Below are 6,430 nucleotides of genomic sequence, written 5' to 3' on the forward strand. Positions count from 1 at the left end.
CGGGCGCGGCGCGCGCGGCGGTGGCGCCCACCCCGCCTGCCCGGCCCTGGCGGCCAACGGACTGACGAAAGTGTCGCCGAGAAACGCCAATCTGGCAAAAGTGTCCCACCTGATAACTCGCCGTGCCGATCTTAGAGGGATGAGAAGATTGCGACATCTGCGACACTTGCAAAATGTGAGAAAAATGATAAACTCATCGCAACTGTTTGGGAATCGCTATGACAATGATCGAAGCCGATTTTGATGACCAGCCGCACGCCCGCCGACCGAGCACAAATCGTCTGGTGCCGTTCACTCTCCACGGCCCATTGTCCCAAACGTTCGTCGATGGGCTCGCAGTTCCAGATCTCTGGCCTTGGGCGCAGGCGCAGATCAGGCGAGTCAACAGCCTCGCGGACGTTCGCGCGCAAATCATTGTTCTGAACGGCCAAATTTCGGCGCTGGAGCAGGTGGCCGCCGAAGGGTTGCGTGCTTTTAGCGCACCCGTCGGTTTTGATTTCCGCGCAGCATTGGAGCTCAAAACTGCTCGCCTGCGCGTACACATCCTCGAAGTCGCACTTCGCCACCTCGAGATCCTCGAACGTCAACAGCTACGAGAGGCGCTCGGCGACGAGGAATCTGAGCAGGGCGGCGTCTCAAGCCCTTCGTGGGAAGTCTGGCAGCACTTCATCGGTGGGCCGGCGGCCCAGCTGGTGGGACTGCAAACAGAGCAGGCGCTTGCTCAGGAGATGGTCGACGCTGGCTTGCTTCGGTACGCAGACGCGAAGTTTGTCGCTTCGGTCATTCGCTGCCTCACGACCAGTATTGCGATGAGGATGGAGCGCGGTCTCTTTTTCGAGGAGATCGCACGCCCCTTCGTTCATGGCTATCTCGAAACGCTTTCCATGGCGGCAGCCAGCGTTCGTACGTTGGTAGCCCGGTGGATGTTCGATGGACCTTCCGAGACGGGCAGTGCCGCTGCCATTTCCAAGCGCTTGAATCCGCTTGGCGCGCCTCCCCATTTCGCTTAAGGAGTTTCATATGGCACAGGCAATCAACGAATACAGCCGGATCGCCGATATCAAGATTCGAGCGGTGCCCAGCGAAGGGCAGTATCTCAACACTACCCACATCGCGCGCGATGTCGCCGAATTGTTTACGGCGGATATCGAGGGCTCCCTCCGTGGGCGGATCTCACTGGATGTTCGCGCCGAGACGCTTCACTTGCTCATTCGGGACACATTGGAACGCCGTTTGGCGACGATGTTTATTCCGGATGTGGCAGGGGTGGCCGAGGCGGTGTCCGATGCGTTGCCTGTCGCCAACTTGAAGCCCTCGGAAGTCGTCGAGCGAAAGTTGGTGACGCTGTCGATCGCGAGTCTCTACCGATCAGTGGAGGCGGGTCGGTTTTACTGCGTTCGGCCGCGAGGCCAGACAAATGGGCGGGTGTTTCCAGCATGGCAGTTTGTGGGGTCCGTGCCCGAATTGCTGCCCAAAGTGCTCGATCAGTTCCGAGGGGCGTTGGAAACAGAGGTCCACGCCTTCTTCGTGACCGCACGCGACGAGCTCAATGAGCTCGCGCCCGCGGAACTGTTGGCCGGGAAGCTTTTCGAGGGGCGGGGCGCGCCGCACGCGAGTCAGCGTCGGCTGTTGAACCTGCCCACTGTGGAGCGCCAGCGTCGCGTGATCGACGCGATCCCGCGACCCGGGGAGAGCGTGGCCTATTGAAGGTCATGACATGGGAAAACATCAACTTGTAGGACCACCGCCGGACATCGCCGAGTCCATGCCTGCGGTGGAACAGCTCGTCACAGCGCTGGAGCGCAGTACTCGAACCGTCGGCCCGGTGCTGCATCGGGCTGCGTATTCACCGGCGGGGATCTTGCCTGAGCGCGTGTGGAACCCGTACCGGTTTGGCCCACCGAAGGCTTTGATCGAGGTGGACGGTAGCGTGCCCTTTGGGTGGTTGTACCTGGCCCCTGAACCTGAAACGACGGTCTGGGAAGCCCGCTTCGCGTGCAACGATGCCCGCCGGCCCGGGACGTTCTATCTGAACAGCCAGGCCGAGCGCGACGGCTTGATCGCGACGTTGACGTTTCCGCGGAAACTCCGCGTATGGGACTTGGGCGCGCCGGCGTCGAGCCTACTCGGGATCTATGACCAACTGTCGTCACCCGACCACGAGTGGTGCCAATGGTTCGGGGTGCGGTTGTACCAGGCGATGCAACAGGTTGGTCCGGCACAGCGACCGGACGGCGCGTTGTACCCATCACGCCGCTACCGGGGCGAGGGCGCGATCATCCTATCGTTTGAGGCGCTTGCGCCTTTACGCGCAGGCATCACCTACACCACGACACCCTTTATCCAGCATGCGACGTATGCAGAGCTGCAGGGGGATCCGCTTCGGTGTGAGCCACCTGAGCCAACCGTCGGCCGTGCGGACGTCGAGTTCTAGGGCGTGTCCGAGCGATAGTGCGATGCTACGGAACTCGGCCCCGGCCGGGCTTTTCGGGCGCGGCTTCAATGCCGATAACTCTCCTTATCGGCACGCCCAGACGGTACAGCGGGCCGGTGCTGAATGGGAAGCGCGTCACGGTCCTGTGACAGCGTTGGCGGGCAGCCTTCTCAACGACAGTTCTTTGATGCGGGATTTGCTGGTCTGGACTGCCCGACCTTAACGGCCCCGAACCCTCGATAGTCATGTCCCTCTACCGATGCGAGTCCTGCGGGTGTGTCGAAAACACTGCAACGGGCTTTTTCTATGGCCGCGAAGAGGCAGTGGGCCGATGACGTTCGTGGCAAGGCGCTGTGCTCCGCTGACGCACTGCCCGCACTGCAATTCCGACCGCCTGGTCGGCTTCGGCCGCCGCGAGCGGCTTGTGCGCGACCTGCCGATGCACGGTCGTCGCGTTGGGATGTACGTCGGCACGCAGCGCATGGGTTGCCAACCACGTAAACCGGATACCCCTAAAGTTGTAATCCGATGTGCGATTTCAACCAAAGTTGTGTTGGCAATCGTCGATCGACATAGCCGACGAGCCGGTGCCAGCTAGATAGAGGCTTTGGTCGTGCTGGCTCGGTTCAGCCGCGGAACGCCGCTCGAAAGCCCGTCTCAAGCGGCTCCGCGATGAGCTCGGGGTGGCGGGACGTCGCCAACGAACCCTGCCGGCCGCAGGTAGCAACAAAATTAGTTGTGTGAGCGACCTTCGAGCGCCCTCCTCCGACGATTGACGAAATGAAGGGGCGGATAGCTGCAACTATCCGCCCCTTCAAATTGAGTGACGGAATCCGGCGATACACTGGCCCTAGCCTCGCCAAGGCCCCGTCAAAAAATGGCTTCGTTCATCCCGATCCTGCTTCGATCGGGTCAGCGCGGTTACAACGTCCGACCGTCGTATTCGCCAGCGTCGCAGCAAATCTAGGTGGGCAAGGCTCACGCACGTCGACCAGAAAACTTTGCACGTGCAAAGCCAATGTAATCCTGATAGCTCCTGTTATCTGGATGCAGCGCGCAACGGCGGCAGGAACGTAGGGCCCGTTCTGCAGGCGACAATCCCTAGTCGCGTTCAGTCGCCGCCCATTTTGCCACCCTGATCGCCTCGTAGAAGTTCTGCTCGGTAGCGACGTGGAATTGATCAACATTCAGTACCCATCGATTGAACAGGTAACGCCGCCCAACTCGTCGCTCTTCAAGCAGCGCGGAAAACCAACGCCAGATCGCCGTATCTTCTGCATTGGCAGCCGCTGCTGCATCCATGCGAACGCGGCGCATCACATTCCTCTGTTTGGCTCCACTTGAACAATTGCTGATCACGACCTCGGAAATCAGGTTCACGGGAGTTGCTCAAGCAACTCCGGCGCAAGCATGAACAGATCGCCGACGAGGCCGTAATCGGCCACGCTGAAGATCGGCGGTTCCTCGTCCTTGTTGATAGCGACGATCACCTCCGAATCCTTCATCCCCACGAGGGGCTGGATCGTACCCGAGATACCGATCGCGATGTAAAGTTGCGGCGCCACGACCTTGCCCGTCTGACCTACCTGGTAGTCGTTCGGCACGAAGCACGCGTCCACCGCCGCGTGCGAAGCGCCGAGTGCAGTCTGCCGCTTGTCCGCCAGCGGGGCCAGCACCTTCGTGTAGTTCTCGCCGCTGTCCAAGCCGCGGCCGCCCAGCACGATGATCTTCGCGCTCGTCAGCTCCGGACGGTCCAGCTTCGTCACCTCGCGGTTCACGAACTGCGAGATGCCCGAGTCCACCGCCGCCGCGTCAAAACCGTCAAACGGACCGGGATTGACCTGAGACGTTTCTTATAGCCATCTGGCAAGTGAGTTCTCTTTTATCCTAGAGGCAAGGAGAACTCGATGAAGAAGAGATTTACCGACGAGCAGATCATCCGGATCTTGCGCGAGGTCGAGAGCCGGGACGAGCCGGTGAAGGACCTGTGCAAGCGCCACAACATCTCGGAACAGACGTTCTATCGTTGGCGCAACGTGTTCGGCGGCGTGGATGTGGCCGACGCCCGTCGGCTCAAGGATCTGGAATCGGAGAACGAGCGGCTCAAGCGCCTGATTGCCGAGCAATTGCTGGTCATCGACGGCCTGAAGGAATTCAGCCGAAAAAAATGAGCACCTCAACGGGACGGCGCGAAGCGCTGGAAGTCCTGACTCGGCGGGGGCTCTCGCAACGCAAGGCATGTTGTTATCTGGGGCTGAGTCGCCGGGCGGCCACCTATACGCTCAAGCAACCGGAGAAGGATCGGAGCCTGGGCGAGCGGCTGATGGCGGCCGCGCAGGAAGTGCCGCGCTTCGGCTACCGGCGGATGTCGGCTTGGCTGGCGCTGGGCGAATCGCGCGTGCGGCGAATGTGGCGAGCCTTGCAGCTCAACATTCCACGGCGGCGTCCTCGCCGCCGTCGTTGTGGCAACGACATTCGCCTACCCGGTGCGACACAACCCAACTCGGTATGGAGCTACGCCTTCGTGCACGATCAACTGGTAGACGGGCGGGCGTTGAAGATGCTTTGCGTGATCGATGAATACACCCGCGAGTGTCTGGCGATCGAGGTCGGCGCCAGCCTGCGGTCGCAGGACGTCATCCTGACGCTGTCGCGACTGATGCGGCTGTACGGAAAGCCCGCGTTCATTCTGCATGTACTACGGCGCCGAATTTACCGCTGCCAAGGTCATGCGCTGGCTGCGAGCTGCTGCCATCGGTCCTGCCCTCATCGCACCGGGCAGTCCGTGGCAAAACGGGTTCGTCGAGAGCTTCAACGGCAAGCTGCGTGACAAAATGCTGAACCGGGAATGGTTCCGCAGCCGCGCCGAGGCCAAGGTGCTCATCGAACGCTGGCGACAGTTCTACAACGAGCGCCGGCCCCATAGCGCACATCGCTATCAACCTCCCGCCAAGGTCCGTCGAGCCTGGCTGGATTCCGATAATATCGACGCGAGACTCACTGCTTGACTGGCTACAAAATTCCGCCGCAGGTCATCGGTTCGCTGTGGCGATAAATCGCGCCAGGACTCACTTCAATTCTGTGTCGCGCGTTCACGCTGGATAGCGTAACGCCCAGAGGTCCTCGCTCCCGCGCGTCAATCACGACGAAACGAGTGGATGGGCTGGCACCGCGAATTGAACGACAGCGCCACGGGGCGCGTTCGCACTCGCCCACACCCGGCCGCCACGCGCTTCGATAATCGAACGGCAGATCGACAACCCCATCCCCAAACCGGTAGGCTTCGTGGTATAGAAGGGCGCGAACGCGTCCTCGGCCCCGTCCGTAGCGAAACCCGGCCCCGAATCGCGCACAGTCACGAGCACGCAGTCAGAGTCGGCTTTGTCTGTGCTGACGAGCAAGTGTCGCGGGCCATCTCTTGCGCTGCTCATCGCCTCGAGCGCGTTGATGATCAGGTTGAGGAGCACCTGTTGCAGTTCGACACGGTCTCCTTCGATGAACGGCAAGCCGTCCGCGAGTTGTGTCTGTACCGAGGCGCCGCTCTTCGAAGCTTCGGCACGCGTAAGCTCGATCACCTCGCGGATCGCCTCGTTGATGTCCACTGGCTCCTTCCGCGGCGGCGCCTTCCTGACCAGATCGCGGATACGGCGAAGCACATCCCCCGCTCGACCTGCATCCTTGACTATTTGGTCAAGCGACTGTCCTACCTCGTCGACGTTCGGAGGCTGGGCGTGCAGCCACCGCAGCGCCGCCTGAGCGTTGGTTATCGTCGCTCCAATCGGCTGGTTGACTTCGTGAGCAATCGAGGCCGTGAGCTGCCCCAGCGTGGCGACACGGTTCGCGTGCGCCAGTTCCGCCCGTGCCTCGCGATAGCGCCGCTCACTCTCGCGGGCTTGCTCCTCCGCCTGCTTGCGCTCACTCAGATCAAGGACGAAAGCGACACCTTCCTTCCGGCTTTCTTCGAAAGCGATCGCACCGAGCATGACGGGCACTCGC

6 protein-coding genes and 2 pseudogenes are annotated in these 6,430 nt (G+C 61.4%); 5 read left to right on the forward strand and 3 right to left on the reverse strand.

Annotated elements, in window-relative coordinates; all coding sequences use genetic code 11:
• Positions 1-218 precede the first annotated feature (218 nt).
• The 4 genes from NQV17_RS35875 to NQV17_RS35890 all read left to right on the forward strand — a co-directional run bounded on the left by NQV17_RS35875 (position 219) and on the right by NQV17_RS35890 (position 3,032).
• On the forward strand, positions 219-1,010 hold the full coding sequence (locus tag NQV17_RS35875) for a hypothetical protein (protein ID WP_257775877.1): 792 nt from the start codon (positions 219-221) through the stop codon (positions 1,008-1,010).
• A gap of 10 nt (positions 1,011-1,020) precedes the next feature.
• Positions 1,021-1,707: a hypothetical protein gene (locus tag NQV17_RS35880; RefSeq protein ID WP_257775878.1), complete on the forward strand. Its 687-nt coding sequence runs from the start codon at positions 1,021-1,023 to the stop codon at positions 1,705-1,707.
• A gap of 10 nt (positions 1,708-1,717) precedes the next feature.
• Positions 1,718-2,434, forward strand: coding sequence for an RES domain-containing protein (locus NQV17_RS35885; RefSeq protein WP_257775879.1), 717 nt, complete (start codon positions 1,718-1,720; stop codon positions 2,432-2,434).
• Between the two features lie 331 nt (positions 2,435-2,765).
• On the forward strand, positions 2,766-3,032 hold the full coding sequence (locus NQV17_RS35890; protein WP_257775880.1) for a transposase family protein: 267 nt from the start codon (positions 2,766-2,768) through the stop codon (positions 3,030-3,032).
• A 503-nt stretch (positions 3,033-3,535) separates the two neighbouring features.
• On the opposite strand, the gene NQV17_RS35895 is transcribed toward NQV17_RS35890, so the two are convergent.
• Together NQV17_RS35895 and NQV17_RS35900 are read right to left on the reverse strand one after the other, a co-directional pair.
• Positions 3,536-3,814, reverse strand: a complete 279-nt coding sequence (locus NQV17_RS35895) for a hypothetical protein (protein WP_257775881.1) — start codon at positions 3,812-3,814, stop codon at positions 3,536-3,538.
• Positions 3,811-4,242 (reverse strand): annotated as a pseudogene (locus NQV17_RS35900) (FAD-binding protein); the annotation flags it as partial. The gene NQV17_RS35895 and the pseudogene NQV17_RS35900, both read right to left, overlap by 4 nt.
• Before the next feature lie 99 nt (positions 4,243-4,341).
• Here NQV17_RS35900 and NQV17_RS35905 point away from each other — a divergent pair.
• Positions 4,342-5,442 (forward strand): annotated as a pseudogene (locus tag NQV17_RS35905) (IS3 family transposase).
• Positions 5,443-5,574: 132 nt separating this feature from the next.
• Here the strand turns inward: NQV17_RS35905 and NQV17_RS35910 are convergent.
• A partial coding sequence (locus NQV17_RS35910; protein WP_257775882.1) for a sensor histidine kinase occupies positions 5,575-6,430 on the reverse strand: 856 nt, incomplete at its 5' end.

The organism is Burkholderia sp. SCN-KJ (genome assembly GCF_024656005.1).
In the GTDB taxonomy this organism is placed as follows: Bacteria; Pseudomonadota; Gammaproteobacteria; order Burkholderiales; family Burkholderiaceae; genus Burkholderia.